Raw genomic sequence first — 18775 nt, forward strand, 5'->3', positions numbered from 1 at the left:
GCCCGGCGCCGGCCGGGTTGCCGTTCTTGGGGCTCCGCCCCAAACCCCGCTCCTCAAGCGCCGGAGGGGCTGGACTTTGCCCCCGCCCCGTGGGCAGCCGGCCCAAGTCGGCTGGACTTTGCCCCCCGCCCGGTGGGCAGCCGGCCGGAGCAAGGTGAGGCCAGGCCCGGCGGGCAATCGACCCGGACAGGGTGGGAATGCCAGGACCGGCGGGCAGGCAGCCGAGCACGGGTGGGAATGCCCCGCCCGGCGGGCAATCGACCCGGGCAGGGTCGGACTGCCCAGCCCGGAAGGCAGGCGGCACCGGCAAGCGGTGGGTGCCGCGCCCCATGGGCAGTCGGGCCGGGGCCCTGCCCGGTCGGCAGCCGGGCAGGCGCTGCCGGACAGGCCCTCCGGGCCACCGGCACGGCGCGCGGAAACGCCGAAGGCCCGGAGACCTATTCGGTCTCCGGGCCTTCGGTCCGGGTGGGCGATACTGGGATCGAACCAGTGACCCCTTCGGTGTGAACGAAGTGCTCTCCCGCTGAGCTAATCGCCCGGGCACACCGAGAACATTACCGCATGTCAGCGGGTACCCGAGACCACCCCCACCCTCGGCCCGTCACTGCGCGATGCTCCACGGCATCACGAACCCGAACTTCCAGAGGTAGACCCCGAGCAGCACCCCGGTGATCACGAGCCCGGTGGTGATGAGGATCAGGTTCCGCCGCCGGACCTCGGGATCCAGCGCCCGCTGCGCCGCCTCGGTCACCTTCCGCTTGGTCCAGCGCAGCACGAGCTGGGCCCAGACGAACTCGGTGGCCCAGATCGCCATGCCCGCGAAGATCACGAGCCAGCCCGGCCCCGGCAGCGGCAGCATGATCACGCCGGCCACGACCACGGCCAGTCCGACGATGAAGACGCCCACCTGCCAGCTGAGGTGCAGGGTCCGGCGGGCCTTGATGAACTCCGGCGCCCGCGAGCCGAGCGGCTGCTCCCCCTCGGACGTCTCCGCGGTCTTGTCTTCGTCACTCCCCGTATTCATGGACGCAAACCTACCCGAGCCGGACGGGCGTGCCCAGCACATGTCGAGGGCCCCTGGGATCCGCCGTCCGAGGTACCTGAAGAACCGCAAAACGGTCAGAGGGGTTTACAACGGCACCGTAGGTGGCATGTCGATTTCGCCGACGTGCGAATCCCCGAGCGCACACTGAGCGAAAGGCCCTGGCGCTTATGAACACCACGGTCAGCTGCGAGCTGCACCTGCGCCTCGTTGTGTCGAGCGAGTCCTCACTGCCTGTACCCGCGGGCCTGCGGTATGACACGGCCGACCCCTACGCCGTGCACGCCACCTTCCACACCGGCGCCGAGGAGACGGTCGAATGGGTATTCGCCCGCGACCTCCTCGCCGAGGGCCTGCACCGGCCCACCGGTACCGGAGACGTCCGCGTCTGGCCGTCCCGGAGTCACGGTCAGGGCGTGGTCTGCATCGCCCTGAGCTCACCGGAGGGAGAAGCACTGCTCGAAGCACCCGCACGAGCGCTGGAATCGTTCCTGAAGCGGACGGACGCCGCGGTTCCACCAGGCACCGAGCACCGGCACTTCGACCTCGACCAGGAGCTCTCCCACATCCTGGCGGAGAGCTGAACCAGCACGAGCCTCGCTCGACACCGTCCGACTCGGGGCGACGGTGTGAGCTGGACAACCACATACGGCAGTGCCGGCGCTGTTCCCGCGGGAGCCACCCGCGGGGACGGCGCCGGTGCGCTTTCCGGGGGAGCCGCTAGAGTCGGCCAGCGGCGGGACCCTCCTGCCGGCAGCCCCAGGGAGCGGATCACGTGCAGATTCCCCACGACACCCGTCGCGCGCTCGACGTCGTCGTCGACCTGGTGAACACCGCGCCCGAAGCGGACCAGGCCGACGGACTGTCGGACCTCGGTGCGCTGCGCGATTTCGTGCGCGAGCACGAGATCAGCGACGTCGGGGAGCTGGGGGCGCGCGACCTCGCCGGGGTACGGGCCGTCCGGACCCGCTTCGCCCAGGTGTTCGGCGCGAAGAGCCCCCGGATCGCGGCCGGCGTGATCAACGAGCTGGTGGCGGCGGCCGGCACCACCCCCCGGCTGACCGACCACGACGGCTACGACTGGCACGTGCACTACTTCGCGCCCGGCGCCTCCGTCGGCGACCACATCGCCGCGGACTGCGGCATGGCCCTGGCCTTCATCGTGGTCTCCGGCGAGCGGGAGCGGCTGCGCCGCTGCGAGGCCCCGGACTGCCGCCGCGCCTTCGTCGACCTGTCCCGCAACCGCTCCCGCCGCTACTGCGACAGCCGCACCTGCGGGAACCGGCTGCACGTCGCCGCGTACCGGGCGCGCCGCAAGGAAGCCGGCGAGTAGCCGCAGCGGCCGCGGTCACAGCAGGAGCAGGTCGTGCACCGCGGCCATCAGGAGCAGCGCCGCGATGACCGACAGGAAGATCATCAGCGGCGGCTGGGACAGGGCGTACAGGCAGCCGCGGGCCTCGGGGCCCGGGGGCGCCGGGTCGGCGGGGCCCGGAAGGGGTGCGGCCGCTGCCGTGACGACGGGGGCCTCGCCCCGCTGGGTGTTCGGTGCCATCTCGGGGGCATGATGGCGCAGCCAACCGCCGGCTGCCCCTCAACACGCCCGCGCGGACGGCCAGTTCGTCAGATCCCGTGGTTGTGCCGGCCGTCCGTTCACGGCCGCCGGGCCGGGCGCGGAGCCGTACGCCGCTCAGATGCCGTGCTTCTTGAGGATCGCCTCGATGTCGGAGAAGTCGTCGGCGGGCGCCGTGGACTTCGGCGGGGCCGCGGGGGCCGGTCGGCTGCCGAGGGAGGGGGCGGAGGCGGCCGGGGCCACGGCTTCCGGGCCCGCCGGAGCGGCCGTACGGCCCTTGCCGCGGCGTTCGACGAGGCGGGTCGCCGTGAACAGGAGCCAGGACAGGCCGAGGACGCCGAAGCCGATCCACACGGTCGGCTTGAAGACGATCCCGGAGAGCCAGTCCACGACCCCGGTCATGACCAGGCCGAGCGGGACCAGCGCGTAGGCGGCGATCCGGGTCGCGGCCAGGAAGCGCTTGCGGTACGCGGTCAGCGCCGCAATGCCCAGGCCGGCCGCGGCCACCGCGGAACAGATGGTCTCGGCAAGCATGCGATCCTCCAGCTCGGCGGGCCCCGGACGGCACCGGGGAGGTTGTCTCCCCTCCATCCTGCACCGCCCTGCGGCACCCGGGCCACGCCCGCGGGCCGCTCCGGCCGGATCTCCGGGGGATCTCCGGGGCGGCCTCCTCCGCAGGGTGCAGGCGGCCGGATCCGCGACGGGTACCGGACGGCCGGATGCGGCGGGCGGTGCGGCGGCTGGGAGACTGGGGGCATGAGCGATTCCCAGCCCACCGCCCCCGCAGCCACCGTCGTCCTGGACGTGTGGTGCGAACTCCAGTGCCCCGACTGCCGCAGCTCCCTGGAGGACCTGCGCGCCCTGCGGTCCCACTACGGCGACCGGCTGGACGTCCGGCTGCGCCACTTCCCGCTGGAGAAGCACAAGCACGCGTTCGCCGCGGCGCAGGCCGCCGAGGAGGCCGCCGAGCAGGGCCAGGGCTGGCCGTACGCCGAGGCGGTGCTCGCCCGGGCGGAGGAGCTGGGCGAGCGCGGCGAGGCCGTGCTGCTCGATGTGGCGCGCGAACTCGGCCTGGACGCCGGGGAGTTCGACACCGCCCTGATCGACGGCCGGCACATCCTGATCGTGGACGCGGACCAGGCGGAGGGCAAGGCGATCGGTGTGACCGGCACGCCGACGTACGTCATCGGCGGCGAGCGCCTCGACGGCGGAAAGAGCCAGGAGGGTCTGCGCGCCCGCATCACGGAGATCGCCGACCGGCTGCTCGGCGCCTGAGGCCGGCGTCCCGCCCCGCCCGGAACCGGGGCGGGGCGGGGCGGGGTCTCAGACGAGGTCCTTGCCGTAGTTGTAGGAGCTGGGCCGGTAGCCCAGCGATTCGTACAGGCGCAGCGCCGGGGTGTTGCCCGCGAAGACGTTGAGGCCGATCAGCGGGGCCCCGTCGGCCAGGGCGACCTCCTCGGCGAGGAGCATCAGCGAGCGGCCGTGACCCCTCCCCCGGTGTTCCTCGGCCACCTCGACGTCGAAGACGTAGGCGCCGGCCCGGTCGGGCAGCACCCGGTCGTGCCGGGAGACCCACAGCGTCCCGAGCGTGGCGCCGTCCGCCTGCTCCAGGACCCGGAACCACACGCCCGGGGTGTCGAGGCCGTCCGGGAGCAGACTGTCGTGGTCGGCGCGGGACTTGGCCTGCGCGGCTTCCGCGGGCAGGCCGCGGTCCGTCCATTCCTTCGCGTAGTTCTCGATGGCGCGGACCAGCCAGGGGCCGTACTCCGCGGCCGTCATCGGCCGCCCGGTGATGCCGTCGGGCAGCGGGCACGGGGCGCCGTCGAGGTCCTTGACCATGTTGCGGGAGACCTCGCGGTAGCCGAGGGCGGCGGCGAGGCGGCGGCCGGCCGCGGAGTCGGCGGGAACGGCGGTCCGGACCCGGCGGCAGCCCCAGGAGCGCAGCACCTCCTCGGCGGCGAGCGCGGCGACCGCGCCGCGGCCGCGCCCCCGGTCGGGCTCGTCGATGTACAGGCCCCTGATCTCGCCGAGGACGGGCCCGAAGGGGGTGTCCGTGCCGAGTTCGAGGGCGCCGACGTGCCGGCTGTTGACGCAGACCTCGTAGGCGCGCACCCGCGCCCCGCTGCTGCTCTGCTGGAGCGGCCCGGTCGGCCGCAGGGTGGTGGTCATCAGTGGAGTTGTACCGGCCCTGCGGCGTTCCGTCACCGGCAATTACCGGTCGGACGGGCCCTACGGGTCGAGGTCGGCGCCCGCGCGCTCGTCGAAGACGCGCATCGCCTTGGCGGTGACCGGGCCAGGGGCGGCGGCGAGGTCGCGGCCGTCGATGCGGTGGACGGCCTGGACGTCGCGCAGGGTGGAGGTCAGGAAGACCTCCTCGGCGCGGTCGAGCACGTCCAGCGGCAGGTCGGTCTCCTGGGCGCCGGTCCATTCGACGACCAGCGCCCGGGTGATGCCGGCGAGGCAGCCGGAGGCCACCGGCGGGGTGTGGAGTTCGCCGTCGAGGACGACGAACACGTTGGAGCCGGTGCCCTCGCAGAGCCGGCCGAGGGTGTTGCCGAAGAGCGCCTCGGAGGCCCCGGCCCGCAGGGCGCGGTCGAGGGCCACGACGTTCTCGGCGTACGAGGTGGTCTTGAGCCCGGCGACGGCGCTGCGCTCGTTGCGCACCCAGGGCACGGTGATCACGGCCGTGGTGTCGGGGCGGCGGGTGGTCTCGCCGAGGGCGACGACCAGGGTGGGGCCGCTGTCGCCGCGGTCGGAACCGAGCGGGGAGATTCCGCCGGTGTAGGTGATGCGCAGCCGGCCGAGCGGTACGGGCCGGTCGCGGAGGACGGCCGCACAGGCCCGGCGGACCTCGTCGTGGTCGGGGTCGGGCAGGCCGAGGCCCCGCGCGGAGCGGGTCAGCCGGTCCAGGTGCCGGGTGAGCGCGAAGGCCTGCCCGTCCACCGCCTTGAGCGTCTCGAAGACGCCGTCCCCCACGGTCAGGCCGTGGTCGAAGACGGACACCCTGGCGGCGTCCGCGTCCCGCAGCTCTCCGTCGAGCCAGATCCTCACCGTACGGTCCCTCCACTCGCCTGGTACGTCCCCGACGCTACCGCGAGCAGCCGGGCGGCCTTCAGTTCGGTCTCCGCCCATTCGCGTTCGGGGTCGGAGCCCCAGGTGATGCCGGCGCCGGTGCCGAAGCGGAGGGCGGGTCCGCCGGGGGCCTCGCGGTCGATCCAGAAGGTGCGGATGCCGACGGCCAGCTCTCCGGTGCGGCGGTCGGCGTCCACCCAGCCGATGCCTCCGCAGTAGGGGCCGCGGGGGGCGGTCTCCAGCTCCTCGATGATCCGCAGTGCGGAGGACTTGGGGGCGCCGGTGACCGAACCGGGCGGGAAGGTGGCGGCGAGCAGGGCGGGCCAGCCGGCGCCGTGGGCGATCTCGCCGCGGACGGTGGAGACGAGGTGGACCAGCCCGGGGTGCTCCTCGACGGCGCAGAGTTCGGGGACGGTGACGGATCCGGTGCTGCAGACGCGGCCGAGGTCGTTGCGGACCAGGTCGACGATCATGACGTTCTCGGCGTGGTCCTTGGGCAGCAGGTCGGCCGCGGTGCGGCCGGTGCCCTTGATGGGGCCGGACTCCACGATGTGGCCGGTGCGGCGCAGGTAGAGCTCCGGCGAGGCGGTGGCGATCTCCACGCCGTGCGCGGGCAGCCGGATCGTTCCTGCAAAGGGGGCCGGATTGCCGCGGGCGAGCAGGTCCGTCAGGGCGTCCACGTCGGCGCGGTCCGGGTCGGCGAGCGGCGCGGACATCACCCGGCAGAGGTTGGCCTGGTAGACCTCGCCTGCCGCGATGTACTCCCGGATCCGCCGGACGCCGGCCACGTACGCCTCGCGGTCCAGCGAAGAGGTCCACCCGGCGGTGTCGGGGCCCCGCCAGGCGCCGGGCACCGGCTCGGGCACGGGGTCGGGGCGCACGTCTCCGAAGCGGGCGCACACCAGGCGCCCCTCGAAGTCGGCCGAGACGGCCCAGAAGCCGGTGGACTCCAGAGCGCCCGGATCGCTGGTCACGTCACGCAGGTCGGTCGCGAGCAGGCCGCCGAAGCGGGCCATGGGGGGCAGGTCGTGCACGGCTGTGAGTCTAGGACGGGTGGCCGCCGGGCGCCGGTGGGGCGGCCGGCGGGTGACCTGTTGTGAACGTACGGCAGCACGCTGCGGAAACGCGTTTTTGAGCTGGCCCGGGAATCCGCTAGAGTTCAACACGTCGCCGGGGAGCGAAGGAAAAACCCCAAGCAACACGGCGACATGCGGACGTGGCTCAGTTGGTAGAGCATCACCTTGCCAAGGTGAGGGTCGCGAGTTCGAATCTCGTCGTCCGCTCGAAGTGGGGGATCTTCCCGAGAACCCCTGCAGCTCCATGGTGGAGTGGCCGAGAGGCGAGGCAACGGCCTGCAAAGCCGTCTACACGGGTTCAAATCCCGTCTCCACCTCCAAGGACGATTAGCTCAGCGGGAGAGCGCTTCCCTGACACGGAAGAGGTCACTGGTTCAATCCCAGTATCGTCCACTGGATCTTCGGATCCCCCGCGCGATTAGCTCAGCGGGAGAGCGCTTCCCTGACACGGAAGAGGTCACTGGTTCAATCCCAGTATCGCGCACGCAACACCGCCCGACCTGCGGCTTCGCATTCACGCGAAGAAGGTCCCCGCGCGATTAGCTCAGCGGGAGAGCGCTTCCCTGACACGGAAGAGGTCACTGGTTCAATCCCAGTATCGCGCACCGTCCGGAAGCCCCGGCCGTCTCCACGGCCGGGGCTTTCGCGTGTGCGGGACCGCTGCGGGAGCACGGAGAAACGGCGCCCCCGGGAAGGGGACGCCGTAGGGTCCGCCGGGCGGTCCGCCGGCAGGCCTGGCGGCCGGGCCGGCGAACGGACCGCGGTCGGATCAGGAGGAGAAGAGCATCCGGCCGAAGCCGCGCTGGTGACCGTGGCCGTGGTGACCGTGACCGTGGTGCTGCGGGGCACCCCAGGCCGGGGCCTGGCCGGCCGGGTAGGCGGGCGGCGCCGGCGGCGGCGGGACCTGGCCGTACTGGCCCTCCATGCGGGTCAGGGCCTCCAGCTCGCCGTAGTCCAGGAATATGCCGCGGCAGCCGCTGCACTGCTCGATCTGCACACCACTGCGGTTGTACGTGTGCATCATTGCGTGGCACTTCGGACACTGCATGATCGGCTCACTCCTCGCCGTCGGACGTCGTCACCGGATGCATGCCCGGTGGCGTGGAGTTCACCCTACGACGCGGTCCCCCGGTCCAAGTCCGGCGGGAGTGTGCCGATTCGGGCACAGCTTTGCACCATCAGCTGCTCCACGTCGTCCAGTCCGCGGTCCTCCGCATGCGCCTTGGCAAGGGCCAGCGCGGCGGTCTGGACGGTCAGCGCCCGGGCGGCAACGTCGAGTTCCGGCCACGGGTCGGCACCCTCGGGGCCGGCCGCGGGCCCGCCGGCCCGGCGGTAGGCGGCCAGGAACCGCTCCCAGACCTCCGGGCCGAGCACCCCGCCCGCGTACCAGGCGGCGGGCCGGGCCAGGTCCCAGGCCGGGCTGCCGAGGCCGAGGTCGTCCACGTCGATCAGCAGCCACGGTCCGTCGGGGGCGGGGTGCCGGACCAGCTGGCCCAGGTGCAGGTCGCCGTGGCAGAGCACCGCGGACTGCGGCGCCGGGGCCTCCCCGCGGGCCCAGGCCGGCAGCCGGGCAGCCGCCGCCAGCACCACCGCGGCCTGCGGGTGCGGCCCCGCGGCCGCCATCCGGGACAGCGCCCGGGCCACCTTCGCCGGGCCGCGCATCGGCGGCACCGGGCCGGGCAGTACGGCCGCCGGCACCCGGTGCAGGCGGGCCAGCAGCCGGGCGGCGTCCTCCCAGGGCGCGGCCTCCGGACGCTCCGGGTCCACGGGCTGGCCGTGCGGCCACGCGGACACCGGGCGGCCCCGCAGCAGGGTGGTCAGGGCACCCTCCGGGGCGGTCACGGCCAGCGGGGCCAGCAGGATGCCGTCGAGCGGTCCGGCGGCCGCGATCCGGATGCGGACGGAGAGGGCCGCATGGTCGCTGTCGCGGGCGTGGGCCTTGACGACCACCCCGCCGTTGCGGACGACCGTGCCGTCGGGCCGGTCGGCCAGCAGGATGTGCTGCCTGGGGACGCCGGGGCGCTCCCGGGGGCCGGCGGCGGCGGCCGGGACCGCCAGGGCGGCCAGCTCCGCGGCAAAGCGGTCCATGTGTTCCCCCAGGTCGTCGGGCCTGCAGGGATCGTACGCGCAGGGGTGCGGGGTGCGCCCGGCGTACGCGTCCCGGATGCGTCCGGACGCCGCAGCGGGGCCGGTCGGAGGCGGGCGGCCGGACACGCGAAAGGGTGCTGCCCGTACGACTCCCCAGTCGTACGGGCAGCACCCTTTCCCTGCCGTCCGCAGCACCCCCGTCCCCACGGGGCCGATGGCCGATGTCCCGGCCCGGGCCGCTCTCCCGGGCCCGGAGCGCCGCTCAGCGCCCCAGCATCACGCCCACGGACGACGCCTGTGTGACCACCGCTTCCCAGCCGCCGAAGACGACCACGAGGAGGGTGGCGAGGGGGAGGACCATGGCGGCGGCCACCAGCGGGTGGCGCGGCGCGGTCTTGCCGCCCCGGGTGCGGACCAGTGTCCGGCCTGCCGTGAAGGCCATGTCCCCACTCCCCTTCGTACCGTGCGTGCAGTGGTGAGCGGCGGGTGGCTGACCTCGGGGGACGAGTGTGTCCACCCGCCGCTTGTCTTCAACAGTAGGGCGGGGCGGGTTCCGGCACCTCATGCCTTCGTACCCTCTTCCGGGCCTCCGGGAGGATGAGGTGCCGGGGTCCGGCGTACTCCCCTGGGTGGAGACGGCGTCCCCGGGATGGGGGACTTCCCGGAGGGGAGACCGTCGGGCGGCCGCGGTGGGGGTCCGGAGGGGCGTGGACACGGGGTGGCACCGGAGGGGACACGGAGCGTGACTTCGATCACTTCGGGCTCCCTCCGGGCCTGGCTCCGCGCTCCGCCGCGGGCCGGGTCGCGCCCGTCCGCTCCCCCCGCGCCCCTCCCCCGCCGTGGCGGCCGCCCGGGACGGCCGTGCGGCCCCAACGCCCTTGATCCCGGGGATTCTTGGTGGCCGGAACCCGGCGGGCGGCGGATCCGGCGGCCGGTTCTGACCAACCCTCAAGTGTCGTGCCCCGCACTGACAGTCGAATTCCCGGCCGAGGGCGCGGCCTCTGAGCACACATGGCGGATCGTCCGTAAGCTGTGCCACGTCAACAGGACGACCGGGCACACGGGGTGGACATGGCGATGATGCGGCTCCGGCGCGAGGACCCGCGTGTCGTCGGCTCGTTCAGGCTGCACCGGCGGCTCGGTGCGGGCGGCATGGGCGTGGTCTACCTCGGTTCCGACCGCCGCGGGCAGCGCGTCGCGCTCAAGGTGATCCGGCCGGATCTGGCCGAGGACCAGGAGTTCCGTTCCCGGTTCGCCCGTGAGGTGCAGGCGGCGCGGCGGATCCGCGGCGGCTGCACGGCCCGGCTGGTCGCCGCCGACCTGGACGCGGAGCGGCCCTGGTTCGCCACGCAGTACGTGCCGGGCCCCTCGCTGCACGACAAGGTGGCCGAGGAGGGCCCGCTGTCGGCCGCGCAGATCGCCGCGATCGGGGCCGCGCTGGCCGAGGGCCTGGTCGCCGTCCACGAGGCCGGGGTCGTGCACCGGGACCTGAAGCCGTCCAACATCCTGCTGTCCCCGAAGGGGCCGCGGATCATCGACTTCGGCATCGCCTGGGCCACCGGTGCGAGCACCCTCACGCACGTCGGCACGGCGGTCGGCTCCCCCGGTTTCCTCGCCCCCGAGCAGGTGCGCGGCGCGGCGGTCACCCCGGCCACGGACGTCTTCGCGCTCGGCGCCACCCTCGCGTACGCGGCCACCGCCGACTCGCCCTTCGGGCACGGCAGTTCCGAGGTCATGCTGTACCGGGTGGTGCACGAGGAGCCGCAGCTGTACGGCGTGCCCGATGCGCTGGCGCCGCTGGTGCAGGCCTGTCTGGCCAAGGATCCGGAGGAGCGGCCCAGCACCCTGCAGCTGTCGATGCGGCTCAAGGAGATCGCGGCCCGTGAGGCGCAGGGGCTGACCGAGGTGCGGGCGCCGGCGCAGCGGGGCGGTCCGGAGCGGCCCAGTGGGCGGCTCGCGGAGCAGTACGCCCAGCAGCGGACGGAGCGGCGGACGTCGGGGACTCCGGCGCCGCGGCCGTCGCAGTCGCGGCCCGGTGGGCGGGCGGCGGCGCCTCGTGGCACGGGGGCGTCGCGTACGGGTTCCCGGACCGGGGGGCGGGTTGCTGCGCCGCGGACGACCGGGGCGGGGCGTCGGCCGGTGGGTCCGGACCGGCGGTTGCTCCGGCAGCGGCTGATCGTGTTCGTGGTGGTCACGCTGGTCGTTGCGCTGGGCATCGCGGCGGCGCAGAAGCTGTGACCGGCGCGTCGGCGAAGCGCAAGGCTTCGCGGACGCCGCGCCTCGGAGGCCGGCGAGGCTTGATCTCGGGGCTCCGCCCCGTACCCCGGTCCTCAAACGCCGGACGGGCTGGAATTGCCCCCCTGCCCGGACCTCGGCTTCCCGCCCCCTCCTAGCGGGACGTGGCCACCGCGTAGAAGGCCACGGCGGCGGCTGCGCCCACGTTGAGGGAGTCGACGCCGTGGGCCATGGGGATGCGGACCCATTCGTCGGCGGCGCGGAGGGCTTGCGTGGAGAGGCCGTCGCCCTCGGCTCCCAGCATCAGGGCGACCCGTTCGAGGGTGTGCGGAGCCGCGTCGTCGATGGCGGAGGCCTTCTCGTGCGGCGTGAGGGCCAGCAGCTTGAAGCCGGCCTCGCGGACCGCCTCCAGGCCCTTCGGCCAGGCGTCCAGACGGGCGTACGGCACGGAGAAAACCGCACCCATCGAGACCTTGACCGACCGCCGGTAGAGCGGGTCGGCGCAGTCCGGGGAGAGCAGGACGGCGTCCATGCCGAGGGCGGCGGCGCTGCGGAAGATGGCGCCGATGTTGGTGTGGTCGTTGACCGACTCCATGATCACGACGCGGCGGGCCGTCGTGAGGAGTTCCTCGGCGGTCGGCAGCGGCTTGCGCTGCATGGAGGCGAGGGCCCCGCGGTGCACGTGGTAGCCGGTGACGCGCTCGGCGAGCTCCGGGCTCACGGCGTAGACCGGAGCCGGGAGCTCGTCGATGACGTCCTTCATGACGTCGACCCACTTCGCGGACAGCAGCATCGACCGCATCTCGTAGCCGGCGCTCTTGGCCCGTCTGATGACCTTCTCGCCCTCGGCGATGAACAGGCCTTCGGCGGGCTCGCGGCGGCGCCGGAGTTCGACGTCGGTCAGTCCCGTGTAGTCGCGCAGGCGCGGGTCGTCGGGGTCTTCGACGGTGATGAGATCAGCCACAGGGTGATACTGCCTTGTCCTGGGTGTGGTGCCAACGCCGGGAACGAGATCCGTTACCGGCGGTTACTGGGCCTGGTGCGGGCTCAGACAGCGATCGGCGGGATGCCGACGCCGACGACGTCACCGATCACGATGACGGCGGGCGGGCGGACGTCCTGCGCGCGGACCGTCTCGCCGACCGTGGCGAGGGTGGCGTCCACCCGGCGCTGCGCGGCGGTGGTGCCCTCCTGGACGACGGCGACGGGGGTCTCGGGGGGCCGGCCGCACTCGACGAGGCGGGCCGCGATCGCACCGATCTTGTCCACGCCCATGAGCACGACGAGGGTGCCGGTCAGCTTGGCCAGCGCGGCCCAGTCGACGAGCGAGCGCGGGTCGTCGGGGGCCACGTGCCCGCTGACGACGGTGAACTCGTGGGCGACGCCCCGGTGGGTGACAGGAATGCCGGCGGCGGAGGGCACCGAGATGGAGCTGGAGATGCCGGGGACGACGGTGCAGGCGATGCCCGCCTCGGCGAGCGCCTGCGCCTCCTCCATGCCGCGGCCGAAGACGTACGGGTCGCCGCCCTTGAGGCGGACCACGGCCTTGCCGGCCTTGGCGTGCTCGATCAGCGCGTTGTTGATGGCCTCCTGGGCCATGAACCGGCCGTACGGGATCTTCGCCGCGTCGATGACCTCGACGTGCGGCGGCAGCTCGTCCAGCAGGTCACGGGGCCCGAGCCGGTCGGCGATCACCACGTCGGCCTCGGCGAGCAGGCGGCGGCCGCGGACCGTGATCAGGTCCGGGTCGCCGGGACCGCCGCCGACCAGGGCCACGCCCGGGTTGGACGGCCGGTCGCGGTGCGCGGGGGCGGCCAGCGAACCGTCGCGCAGGCCCTCGACGATGGCGTCGCGCACGGAGGCGGAGCGGCGCGGGTCGTTGCCCGTGAGCACGGCGACGGTGACGCCCTCGCTGCGGCCGGTGGCCGGCGTCCAGGCGGTGGCCGCCTCGGCGTCGTCGCTGCGCACGCACCAGATGCGGCGGCGCTCGGCCTCCGCGGACACCCGGTCGTTGGCCTCCCGGTCACGGGTGGCGACCAGCACGTACCAGGCGCCGTCGAGGTCGCCGTCCTCGTAGCGGCGGCGCTCCCAGCGGATTTCGCCGGTCTCGGCCATGACGTCCACGGACGGGGTGGCGGACGGGGAGATCAGCAGGACGTCGGCGCCGGCCGCGACCAGGGCGGGCAGACGGCGCTGGGCGACCTGGCCGCCGCCGATGACGACGACACGGCGGCCGGTGAGGCGCAGACCGACGGGGTAGGCGGTGTGTTCGGCCATGGCGGTGTGGCTCCTGGTGCGGCGGGGCTGCGCCGCTGCTGCGCTGGAGCGGCCTGTCTTTGACGTGCGGTTTTGTTGGTGCAGGGTCCACGATACGGCGGGGCGGGGCAGGGCTGGAAGATCGGGGTTCCGCCCCGGACACTGCGCCTCTCGAACGCCCCCGGCCCCAGGGGACTGGGAGGTGCCCCCTGGGCGGGGCCGGACGTCGCTGCGCGGCATCCGGCCCTGCCGGCGCCTACTTCTCCGTCACGCCTGCCGAGTCGAAGGTGGCCACCTCGTGCATGGCGCGGGCGGCGCTCTGGACCAGGGGGAGGGCCAGGAGGGCGCCGGTGCCTTCGCCGAGCCGGAGGTCGAGGTCGACCAGGGGGCGCAGGCCCAGCTTGGTCAGCGCGGCCACGTGGCCCGGCTCGGCGCTGCGGTGGCCCGCGATGCACGCCGACAGGGACTCGGGGGCGATGGCGCGGGCGACCAGGGCCGCGGCGCCGGCGCTGACGCCGTCCAGGATGACCGGGGTGCGCAGCGAAGCGCCGCCGAGCAGCAGGCCGACGATGGCCGCGTGCTCCAGGCCGCCGATGGCGGCGAGGACGCCGATCGGGTCGGACGGGTCGGGCTGGTGGAGTTCCAGCGCCCGGCGGACGACCTCGATCTTGTGGGTGTGGGTCTCGTCGTTGATGCCGGTGCCGCGGCCGGTGACCTCGGCCGGGTCGGTGTCCGTGAACACGGAGATCAGGGCGGCGGACACGGTGGTGTTCGCGATGCCCATCTCGCCGGTCAGCAGCGCCTTGTTTCCGGCGGCGACCAGGTCGCGGGCGGTCTCGATGCCGACCTCGATGGCGGCGATCGCCTCCTCGCGGGTCATGGCCGGACCGGTGGTCAGGTCGGCGGTGCCGGCCCGGACCTTGCGCGGCAGCAGGCCCGGGGTGGCCGGGAGTTCGCCGGCGACGCCCACGTCGACGACGCAGACCTCGGCGCCGACCTGGTTGGCGAAGGCGTTGCAGACCGCGCCGCCGCCGAGGAAGTTGGCGACCATCTGCGAGGTCACCTCCTGCGGCCACGGGGTGACGCCCTGGGCGTGCACGCCGTGGTCGCCGGCGAAGATCGCAACGGCGGCCGGCTCGGGGATCGGCGGCGGGCAGACCCGGGACAGGCCGGACAGCTGGGCGGAGATGATCTCCAGCATGCCGAGGGCACCGGCCGGCTTGGTCATGCGCTTCTGGCGCTCCCAGGCCTCGCCGAGGGCCTTGGCGTCGAGCGGGCGGATGCCGGCGACGGTCTCGGCGAGCAGGTCGTGCGGCTCCTCGCCGGGCAGGGCGCGGCGGCCGTACGTCTCCTCGTGGACGACCCAGGACAGCGGGCGGCGCTTGGACCAGCCGGCCTGCATCAGCTCGGGCTCGTCGGGGAACTCGTCGACGTAGCCGACGCAGAGGTACGCGACGACCTCCAGGTGCTCGGGCAGGCCGAGGGCGCGGACCATCTCGCGCTCGTCGAAGAAGCTGACCCAGCCGACGCCGAGGCCTTCGGCGCGGGCGGCGAGCCAGAGGTTCTCGACGGCGAGGGCCGAGGAGTACGGGGCCATCTGCGGCTGGGTGTGCCGGCCGAGGGTGTGGCGGCCGCCGCGGGTGGGGTCGGCGGTGACGACGATGTTGACCGGGGTGTCGAGGATGGCCTCGATCTTCAGTTCCTTGAACTGCTTGGCCCGGCCCTTGGGCAGCGACTTCGCGTACGCCTCGCGCTGGCGGGTGGCCAGCTCGTGCATGGTCCGGCGGGTCTCGGCGGACCGGATGACGACGAAGTCCCAGGGCTGCGAGTGCCCGACGCTCGGCGCGGTGTGCGCGGCTTCGAGGACGCGCAGCAGCACCTCGTGCGGGATCGGGTCGGTGCGGAAGCCGTTGCGGATGTCGCGGCGCTCGCGCATGACGCGCAGGACGGCCTCGCGCTCGGCGTCGGCGTACCCGGGGGCGGCGGGGCGGGGCTCGGCCTCGGGCTGCGGCTCCTCGCCCTCCGTGGCAGCGAGGGCGTCCTCCGGGGCGTCGGGGGCGGTCTCTTCGACGGCGGGCTGCTCCGCGGCAGGGCTCTCGGCGGCCGCGGGAAGCTCCTCGGCAGGGGCGTCCTGCGGGGACGGGGCCGCAACGGCCTCGGCGGCCGGCGCGGGCTCGGCGGCCGGCGGGGCCTCGGCCGCGGCGACGACGGCCTCGGCGGTCACGGCTTCGGGGACGACGGGCTCGGCGGGGGCGGGGTCTGCTGCGGGGGCCACGGCCTCGGGAGCGACGGCCTCGACGGGGGCCGCTTCCACGACGACGGGCTCGGAGGCCACGGGTTCTGCGGCGGGCTCGGCGGCGACCGCCTCGGCCGGGGCTTCGGCGACCGCCTCGGCCACGACGGCCTCGGCGGGCTGGACCGGAGCGGCTTCGGCGCCGGGCGCCACGACCGGCTCGACGGCGACGGGGTCCACCGGGGCCACGGCCTCGGCGGCCGGCACGGCCACGGGCTCCGCGACGACGGCCTGTTCGGCGACCGGGACCTCGACGGCGGGCACCTCGGCGACCACGGCCCCGGCGACGGGAGCCTCGGCGGGCGCCTCTGCGACCGGCTCGACGACCACGGCCCCGGCGACGGCGACGGGCTCGGCCGGCACGGGGACGGCCTCGGCGGCCGGCGCGGGCTGCTCGGCCGCCACCGGCTCCGCGACCGGCGCAGCCTCGGCCACGACGGGCTCCGGCTGGGGGACGACGGCCACGGGCTCCTCGGCCGCCACCGGCTCGGCGGCCGGTACGGCCTCGGGCGCGGGTACGGCCGCAGCGGCCTGCACCGGCTCGACGGCGACGGCCGTCTCGACCGGCGCGGGCTCGGCAGGAGCGGCCGGCACGGCCTCGGCGTTCACGACGGCCTCGGCGCTCTCGGCCGGCGCCTCGACGACCGCTTCGGCGACGACGGGCTCGGCGGCGGCCGGAACCGGCTCAGCGGCCACGACCGGCTCGGCCGCGACCTGTTCGGCCACGACCGGCTCGGCTGCCACCGGCTCAACCGGAACGAACCCCTCCGGCACGACCGTTTCTGCAGCGTCCGCCACCGGCTGCCCGGCCGGGGTCACCGGCACGGCCTGCCCGACCAGCGGGATCTGCGGCTGCGGTACGGGTGCCACGGGCGCCTGGACGGCCTGCACGGTCTCCTCGCCCCAGGGGGCACCGGCCTGCGGCGGGATCTCGACGGGCTGCTGCGGCTCGGGCACCGCTCCCCCGTCCGTCCGGCCGTCGAGGTACTCGGGCCCGGCGCCGAGGGTCGGCGGGCCGGACTGGAGCGGCGTCACCGCGACCGGCTGCACCGGCGGTACGGGTGCGGCGGGTGCGGCCGGCGCGGCCGGGCCGCGGTCGGCGAGCGAGCGCACGACGCCGCCGGTGGCCTCGGGGACCGGCGGGCCCATGTGCAGCGGGCGGCGGCCCGGCTGCTGCGGGGCGGCGGCGGCCGGACCGGCCGGGTGCGGGACGCGTACGCCGCCGAGGTCCACGGCACCGGTGTCCCGGCCTCCGGCCTCGTGCGCACCGGTGTCCTGCAGCGGGTCGTGCGGGAAGCCCTGCGCGAACTCCTGCGGGTACGGCTCCTGGGGGTACGCCTCCTGCGGGAAGGGGGCGGGCGGCACGAGCTGCGGGTCGCTCCAGGCGCCCTGCCCGCTCGGCATGAGGAGCATCTCCTCGTCCGCTTCCGCACCGGGTGCGGCGGCGGCCGGGTCGAGATAGGTGAAGGCCCCCGGGGCGGGGATGCCCGGCTGATCCACCATGCCCGCGTTCTCCGGGAGACCCTCCGGAACCTGGCCGGTGTCAGTCATGCGTACCCCTCGCCCATCGGTTGTGCGTCTTCGATCAGCTCGCCGGGCGGTCACAGCGCGGCACACCCGGCGCCCCTCATGAAGAACGAGCGTGAGTGCCGCGCGGCACGAACGCCCGTCGACAACACAAGCATTGTCGCGTCCGTTCGCCGCCATGGCAGCCATTACCGCCACGGCCCGCTGTGGACTGCGCCACGTCGCGCGTCCCCGGGACTCGCCGTACCGCAAAAGGCGCCCGGTCGGGGGCGCCTCGTCCCGATTCGTTCGAACAAAACGCCGAGCGTCCGGGGCAGTACAACGATCTGCCAGCCTACCCCGCGTGTCGGGACGTCAGCCCCGGGGGGCACGGTCCGTGCGGTCGGGGCGCTCGGCGCGCTCGGCGGAGAGGAGGAAGACGACAGACCGCTCGCGCTCCGCCCAGCTGTGCGGGTCGAGGCCGACGGCCTGGAGCAGGGCGCAGTCGACGCTGTAGCCGCGTTCGGCGAGGGCGCGCCCGGCGGCCTCTGCCTCGTCGCGGGTGGAGGCGTGGGTGACGATCCGCTCGGGCCTGCGTTCGGCGCAGGCGGCGACGACCGCGCTGCCGCCGCCTGCGACGCGTACGACGTCGGGCTCGGGCAGGCTCTCCAGGACGTGCGGGGCGCGGCCGGCGACCGCCTGGAGCTGGACGCCGCGGCTGCGGGCGAGGGCGCGTACCCGGTCGCAGGCCTGCGGGTCGGCGTCGACGGCGATGACGGCGGCGCCGAAGGCGGCGGCGTCGACGGCGAAGGCGCCGCTGCCGGTGCCGACGTCCCAGACGAGGTCGCCGGGGCGGGGGCCGAGCCGGGCCAGTTGGAGGGCGCGCAGCTGTTCGCCCTCGCTTTCGGGGGCGCCGTCGAGGGGGCGGGCCCAGCCGCGTTCGGGGGCCGGTCCGGTGGTGCCGGCGAGCCAGCCGCCGTCGGTCCCCTCGACGGTGCCGCCGCCTCCGACGGCGATCACGACGTTGGGGTCGCGCCAGGTGTGGTCGGCCGCCTTGTCGGAGGTGAGGACGGTGACCTGCTCGTTGGCGGTGCCGAGTTCCTCGCAGATGACGAAGGTGCGGTGGACGCCGTCGAGGAGGAGGGCGAGTTCGGCGGGGCCGGCGCCCGGGGAGGTGAGGACGGCCACCTTGGGGTGGGCGCGGCAGACGTTGACGGCGCGGCGCAGGGTGCGGGGGTGGGCGACGACGACGCGGGCGTCGTCCCAGGGCATGCCGGCGCGGGCGAAGGCGGCGGCGACGGAGGAGACGGCGGGGACCACCTCTACTTCGAGGCCGTGCTCGGGGGCGCGCAGGGCGCGGAGCACGCCGAAGAAGCCGGGGTCGCCGTCGGCGAGGACCACGGCGCTGCCGCGGTGGCCGGCGATGCGGCCGGCGGCGGGGCCGAGGCTGCCGAGGCGGATCTGTTCGGCGGCCGGGGGGATCTCGGGGAGCGTGAGGTGGTGGGCGGCTCCGGCCACGAGGGTGGCGGCGGAGAGCGCGGACCTGGCGGCCGCGGTGAGGGGCGAACCGTCGCAGCCGATCACCGTGACCCGGTCGGCCATCTTCTCGGTCTCCTGGGGTCGGCGGCGGCGGGGGT

The 18775-nt window shown here is 74.7% G+C and carries 17 protein-coding genes and 6 tRNA genes; 9 read left to right on the forward strand and 14 right to left on the reverse strand.

What is annotated here, in order from left to right:
- Window positions 1–466: 466 nt before the first annotated feature.
- Window positions 467–538 (reverse strand) — tRNA-Val (locus tag LG634_RS29650).
- 63 nt (window positions 539–601) lie between these two features.
- Window positions 602–1024 (reverse strand): TIGR02611 family protein, encoded by a 423-nt coding sequence (locus tag LG634_RS29655; RefSeq protein ID WP_226738215.1) that lies wholly within the window; start codon window positions 1022–1024, stop codon window positions 602–604.
- Window positions 1025–1212: 188 nt separating this feature from the next.
- Here LG634_RS29655 and LG634_RS29660 point away from each other — a divergent pair, with 188 nt between their 5' ends.
- Both LG634_RS29660 and LG634_RS29665 read left to right on the forward strand, forming a co-directional pair.
- On the forward strand, window positions 1213–1626 hold the full coding sequence (locus tag LG634_RS29660) for an SsgA family sporulation/cell division regulator (protein ID WP_004002642.1): 414 nt from the start codon (window positions 1213–1215) through the stop codon (window positions 1624–1626).
- A gap of 191 nt (window positions 1627–1817) precedes the next feature.
- Window positions 1818–2375 (forward strand): CGNR zinc finger domain-containing protein, encoded by a 558-nt coding sequence (locus tag LG634_RS29665; protein ID WP_226738216.1) that lies wholly within the window; start codon window positions 1818–1820, stop codon window positions 2373–2375.
- Between the two features lie 15 nt (window positions 2376–2390).
- Here LG634_RS29665 and LG634_RS29670 read toward each other — a convergent pair whose 3' ends face one another.
- Entirely contained in the window at window positions 2391–2594 is a 204-nt protein-coding gene (locus LG634_RS29670) for a hypothetical protein (protein ID WP_226738291.1), read from the reverse strand.
- Between the two features lie 135 nt (window positions 2595–2729).
- Window positions 2730–3203 (reverse strand): hypothetical protein, encoded by a 474-nt coding sequence (locus LG634_RS29675; protein ID WP_372482515.1) that lies wholly within the window; start codon window positions 3201–3203, stop codon window positions 2730–2732.
- Between the two features lie 165 nt (window positions 3204–3368).
- Between LG634_RS29675 and LG634_RS29680 the strand changes: the two genes are divergently transcribed.
- Complete coding sequence (locus LG634_RS29680; protein ID WP_226738220.1) at window positions 3369–3887, forward strand: DsbA family protein; 519 nt, start codon at window positions 3369–3371, stop codon at window positions 3885–3887.
- Window positions 3888–3935: 48 nt separating this feature from the next.
- Here the strand turns inward: LG634_RS29680 and LG634_RS29685 are convergent, their stop codons facing one another.
- Genes LG634_RS29685 through LG634_RS29695 form a run of 3 tightly spaced genes read right to left on the reverse strand, consistent with a single transcriptional unit; the run spans window position 3936 to window position 6718 of the window.
- Window positions 3936–4781: a GNAT family N-acetyltransferase gene (locus LG634_RS29685; RefSeq protein ID WP_226738222.1), complete on the reverse strand. Its 846-nt coding sequence runs from the start codon at window positions 4779–4781 to the stop codon at window positions 3936–3938.
- 60 nt (window positions 4782–4841) lie between these two features.
- On the reverse strand, window positions 4842–5663 hold the full coding sequence (locus tag LG634_RS29690) for an aminotransferase class IV (RefSeq protein ID WP_226738223.1): 822 nt from the start codon (window positions 5661–5663) through the stop codon (window positions 4842–4844).
- Window positions 5660–6718 carry a chorismate-binding protein gene (locus LG634_RS29695; protein WP_226738225.1) on the reverse strand — a complete coding sequence of 353 codons (1059 nt, stop codon included), beginning with the start codon at window positions 6716–6718 and terminating at the stop codon, window positions 5660–5662. Before LG634_RS29695 ends, LG634_RS29690 begins: the two co-directional genes overlap by 4 nt.
- Before the next feature lie 176 nt (window positions 6719–6894).
- On the opposite strand from LG634_RS29695, the gene LG634_RS29700 reads away from it, so the two are divergent.
- From LG634_RS29700 to LG634_RS29720, 5 genes are all read left to right on the forward strand, one after another.
- Window positions 6895–6967, forward strand: a tRNA-Gly gene (locus tag LG634_RS29700).
- Window positions 6968–7006: 39 nt separating this feature from the next.
- A tRNA-Cys gene (locus tag LG634_RS29705) sits at window positions 7007–7080 on the forward strand.
- Between the two features lies 1 nt (window position 7081).
- Window positions 7082–7153: transfer RNA gene (locus LG634_RS29710), tRNA-Val, on the forward strand.
- Between the two features lie 19 nt (window positions 7154–7172).
- Window positions 7173–7244 (forward strand) — tRNA-Val (locus tag LG634_RS29715).
- Between the two features lie 49 nt (window positions 7245–7293).
- Window positions 7294–7365 (forward strand) — tRNA-Val (locus tag LG634_RS29720).
- Between the two features lie 164 nt (window positions 7366–7529).
- On the opposite strand, the gene LG634_RS29725 is transcribed toward LG634_RS29720, so the two are convergent.
- From LG634_RS29725 to LG634_RS29735, 3 genes are all read right to left on the reverse strand, one after another.
- Complete coding sequence (locus LG634_RS29725) at window positions 7530–7808, reverse strand: TFIIB-type zinc ribbon-containing protein (protein WP_226738227.1); 279 nt, start codon at window positions 7806–7808, stop codon at window positions 7530–7532.
- Between the two features lie 65 nt (window positions 7809–7873).
- Window positions 7874–8848, reverse strand: a complete 975-nt coding sequence (locus LG634_RS29730; protein ID WP_226738229.1) for a phosphotransferase family protein — start codon at window positions 8846–8848, stop codon at window positions 7874–7876.
- A gap of 262 nt (window positions 8849–9110) precedes the next feature.
- Window positions 9111–9290, reverse strand: a complete 180-nt coding sequence (locus LG634_RS29735; protein WP_226738231.1) for a hypothetical protein — start codon at window positions 9288–9290, stop codon at window positions 9111–9113.
- Between the two features lie 623 nt (window positions 9291–9913).
- Between LG634_RS29735 and LG634_RS29740 the strand changes: the two genes are divergently transcribed.
- A complete protein-coding gene (locus LG634_RS29740; protein ID WP_226738287.1) occupies window positions 9914–11086 on the forward strand; it encodes a serine/threonine-protein kinase in 1173 nt (390 codons plus the stop codon).
- 151 nt (window positions 11087–11237) lie between these two features.
- Here the strand turns inward: LG634_RS29740 and LG634_RS29745 are convergent, their stop codons facing one another.
- The 4 genes from LG634_RS29745 to cbiE all read right to left on the reverse strand — a co-directional run bounded on the left by LG634_RS29745 (window position 11238) and on the right by cbiE (window position 18740).
- The gene (locus LG634_RS29745; protein ID WP_226738234.1) at window positions 11238–12047 is read right to left on the reverse strand and encodes a TrmH family RNA methyltransferase; all 810 of its coding nucleotides are present in this window, start codon (window positions 12045–12047) and stop codon (window positions 11238–11240) included.
- Window positions 12048–12130: 83 nt separating this feature from the next.
- The gene (gene cobA, locus LG634_RS29750) at window positions 12131–13360 is read right to left on the reverse strand and encodes a uroporphyrinogen-III C-methyltransferase (protein WP_226738236.1); all 1230 of its coding nucleotides are present in this window, start codon (window positions 13358–13360) and stop codon (window positions 12131–12133) included.
- 235 nt (window positions 13361–13595) lie between these two features.
- Window positions 13596–17183: a nicotinate-nucleotide--dimethylbenzimidazole phosphoribosyltransferase gene (cobT, locus tag LG634_RS29755; RefSeq protein ID WP_226738238.1), complete on the reverse strand. Its 3588-nt coding sequence runs from the start codon at window positions 17181–17183 to the stop codon at window positions 13596–13598.
- A 330-nt stretch (window positions 17184–17513) separates the two neighbouring features.
- Window positions 17514–18740: a precorrin-6y C5,15-methyltransferase (decarboxylating) subunit CbiE gene (gene cbiE, locus LG634_RS29760; protein WP_226738240.1), complete on the reverse strand. Its 1227-nt coding sequence runs from the start codon at window positions 18738–18740 to the stop codon at window positions 17514–17516.
- Window positions 18741–18775: the final 35 nt, after the last annotated feature.

This window comes from Streptomyces bambusae, from assembly GCF_020532645.1.
Lineage (GTDB): Bacteria > Actinomycetota > Actinomycetes > Streptomycetales > Streptomycetaceae > Streptomyces > Streptomyces bambusae.

Bases quoted from the DNA above. Each gene is read 5' to 3' on its own strand.
- LG634_RS29655 (WP_226738215.1), bottom strand. From the start codon at position 1,024: ATGAATACGGGGAGTGACGAAGACAAGACCGCGGAGACGTCCGAGGGG.
- LG634_RS29660 (WP_004002642.1), top strand. From the start codon at position 1,213: ATGAACACCACGGTCAGCTGCGAGCTGCACCTGCGCCTCGTTGTGTCG.
- LG634_RS29670 (WP_226738291.1), bottom strand. From the start codon at position 2,594: ATGGCACCGAACACCCAGCGGGGCGAGGCCCCCGTCGTCACGGCAGCG.
- LG634_RS29675 (WP_372482515.1), bottom strand. From the start codon at position 3,203: ATGGAGGGGAGACAACCTCCCCGGTGCCGTCCGGGGCCCGCCGAGCTG.
- LG634_RS29680 (WP_226738220.1), top strand. From the start codon at position 3,369: ATGAGCGATTCCCAGCCCACCGCCCCCGCAGCCACCGTCGTCCTGGAC.
- LG634_RS29685 (WP_226738222.1), bottom strand. From the start codon at position 4,781: ATGACCACCACCCTGCGGCCGACCGGGCCGCTCCAGCAGAGCAGCAGC.
- LG634_RS29725 (WP_226738227.1), bottom strand. From the start codon at position 7,808: ATGCAGTGTCCGAAGTGCCACGCAATGATGCACACGTACAACCGCAGT.
- LG634_RS29730 (WP_226738229.1), bottom strand. From the start codon at position 8,848: ATGGACCGCTTTGCCGCGGAGCTGGCCGCCCTGGCGGTCCCGGCCGCC.
- LG634_RS29735 (WP_226738231.1), bottom strand. From the start codon at position 9,290: ATGGCCTTCACGGCAGGCCGGACACTGGTCCGCACCCGGGGCGGCAAG.
- cobA (WP_226738236.1), bottom strand. From the start codon at position 13,360: ATGGCCGAACACACCGCCTACCCCGTCGGTCTGCGCCTCACCGGCCGC.
- cobT (WP_226738238.1), bottom strand. From the start codon at position 17,183: ATGACTGACACCGGCCAGGTTCCGGAGGGTCTCCCGGAGAACGCGGGC.
- cbiE (WP_226738240.1), bottom strand. From the start codon at position 18,740: ATGGCCGACCGGGTCACGGTGATCGGCTGCGACGGTTCGCCCCTCACC.